At 62.0% G+C, this 2,187-nt stretch carries 4 protein-coding genes; 2 read left to right on the top strand and 2 right to left on the bottom strand.

Annotation, left to right across the window (positions count from 1 at the left end):
• Positions 1–316: triacylglycerol lipase (locus HP546_RS29420; protein ID WP_172233142.1), on the bottom strand; the 316-nt coding region annotated here is incomplete at its 3' end.
• Positions 317–438: 122 nt separating this feature from the next.
• On the opposite strand from HP546_RS29420, the gene osmE reads away from it, so the two are divergent.
• Positions 439–780 carry an osmotically-inducible lipoprotein OsmE gene (gene osmE, locus HP546_RS29415; protein WP_172233139.1) on the top strand — a complete coding sequence of 114 codons (342 nt, stop codon included), beginning with the start codon at positions 439–441 and terminating at the stop codon, positions 778–780.
• A gap of 48 nt (positions 781–828) precedes the next feature.
• Positions 829–1,359, top strand: coding sequence for a bacterioferritin (locus HP546_RS29410; RefSeq protein WP_172233136.1), 531 nt, complete (start codon positions 829–831; stop codon positions 1,357–1,359).
• A 128-nt stretch (positions 1,360–1,487) separates the two neighbouring features.
• Here HP546_RS29410 and HP546_RS29405 read toward each other — a convergent pair.
• Positions 1,488–2,187, bottom strand: a 700-nt coding sequence (locus HP546_RS29405; RefSeq protein ID WP_172233133.1) for an AsmA family protein, incomplete at its 5' end; no start/stop codon positions are given.

Raw genomic sequence — 2,187 nt, 5'->3', positions numbered from 1 at the left:
CCGAGGTGACCGAGGCTACCCGAGCAGGCCGCTTGGCCGCCGCATAACGCGCGTCCAGGGCACCCTGGCTGTGGCCGATGAGGTTGACCTTGTCGGCACCTGTGCGCTGGCAGATGTCTTCGATGATCATCAACAACTGCTCGCCGCGCACTTCACTGCAATGCAGCGGTGAAACCTGCACCGCAAACACCTGCGCCCCACCTTTGCGCAGCGCTGGCACGATGCCGAACCAGTAGGGGTAAAGCACCGCCCGGACAAACCCGAGCATGCCTGGCACCAGCACCAGCGGGTATCGCGTGGCCAATTCCTGCTGCATTGCCCTGCCCCTTTCCGTGGACGACCGGCCAACACTACAGCGCCGATCATGACCATCGCAATCGAACTCCCGGCGCGCGTTGCGGTTCCAAACCACACAGACCCTTTGCAAGGAGCGGGACCATGTACAAGCAGACCCTGGCAATCCTTCTGGCAAGCGCCACCCTGGCCGCCTGCGGCAGCCGCCCGGAAAACCCGGTGGACTACGTCACCTACCGTGATGAACCGCTGGTCAAGCAGGTGGAGCATGGCATGACCATGCAGAAGGTGATCGCCATCGGCGGCAGCCCGTCGAACGTGATCGACCTGCCGCACGGGGGTACCTGCAACGACTACATCCTCAACCGCGACGGCAAGCAGCAGCCCTACTACGTGCGCTTTGACGCCACCGGTCATGTCGATGCCAAGGGCTTCAAGACCTGCAAACAACGCGAAGAAGACAGCGAAGCCGTCCCCGGCGCGTAAGTCTTTCAGAACATGCCCATGACCACCCTGATGCTTTCGGAGATGAACATGAATGCGACTGAACTGACCGATGTTAAAACCCTGCGTGAACGTGCCCGCCAGCATGTCGAGCAAGGCGCGGTGACCGAGGGTTACCACGCTGACCGCCAGGAGATCCTGCGCCTGCTCAACGAGTCGCTGGCCACCGAGCTGGTGTGCGTCTTACGCTACAAGCGGCACTACTTCATGGCCAGCGGTATCAAGGCCAGCGTGGCTGCCAGCGAGTTCCTGGAGCATGCCAATCAGGAAGCCGAGCACGCTGACAAACTTGCCGAGCGGATCGTGCAATTGGGGGGCGAGCCGGATTTCAACCCGGACAACCTGACCAAGAATTCCCACGCCCAGTATGTGGCGGGCAATTCGTTGAAGGAGATGGTGCTGGAGGATCTGGTAGCGGAGCGGATTGCCATCGACAGCTACCGCGAGATCATTCAGTACATTGGGGATAAGGACCCGACTACGCGGCGTATCTTCGAGGATATCCTGGCGCAGGAAGAAGAGCACGCGGACGACATGTCCGACCTGCTGCAAGGGCTGTAATCGCAAGGGGCTGCTTTGCAGCCCATTCGCAGGCAAGCCAGCGCCCACAAGTACCGCGCAAAGCCCAGGCTTTCGCAATACCTGTGGGCGCTGGCTTGCCTGCGAATGGGCCGCAAAGCGGCCCTCTGCTATTTCCGCCTCTTCACCGCCGCCGGTGCTTTCCCGGCTTTCATCTGCTGCAACAACGGTGTGCACTGGTTGGGATCATCGCCGCTGCTAGGTGCAATCAGCGCCAGCAACCCTGCCGCCGGCCCGGCCACCACACCCAAGGCCACCATCCCCGCCCCACGCAACGCCAGCGGCACTGCCTGCACCCCGGCACTCGGCTTGGCGAACGGCCCGCGTACATACAGCGGCGAACGCAGGGAGAACAGCCTCAACCCTTTCGATTCCGGCGTGACTTTCAGGTCCAGCTGCTCACTGGCGAAATTGGCCGTGCCGTTGATGTAGATGATCGCGTTCTCGGTATCGAAGATAAACAGCCGCGTACTCGCAAGACCGTCCTTGATACCCACATCGGCGGCCGCGCAGTTGATTTTCACGTCCTCGTCGCCAAACAGCTTGCCGACCACATAGTTACCCACGTTCAACCCGGCGATCTCCATCAGGCTGCGGCTGATGGCGCCATCGTTGATCAGCATGCGCAGATCCCCGTTCGCGGTGCCCAGCAGGGCCGCCACCGAATTGCCCCGGCCGCTGATGTCGGCATCACCGTTGAGCTCGCCAAAGCTGGTTTGCATCGGCGCGAAGGTAGGGAACAGTTGCTTGAGCTTGAAGCCACGTGCCGTCAGCCGGGCGCGGCCTTGCAGCGGCACGTTGCGGCCATCC

The organism is Pseudomonas sp. CM25, from assembly GCF_013179705.1.
Classification (GTDB): Bacteria; Pseudomonadota; Gammaproteobacteria; order Pseudomonadales; family Pseudomonadaceae; genus Aquipseudomonas.
The sequence above is the reverse complement of the archived record's forward strand: the minus strand, read 5'-3'. Positions and strand labels throughout refer to the sequence as shown.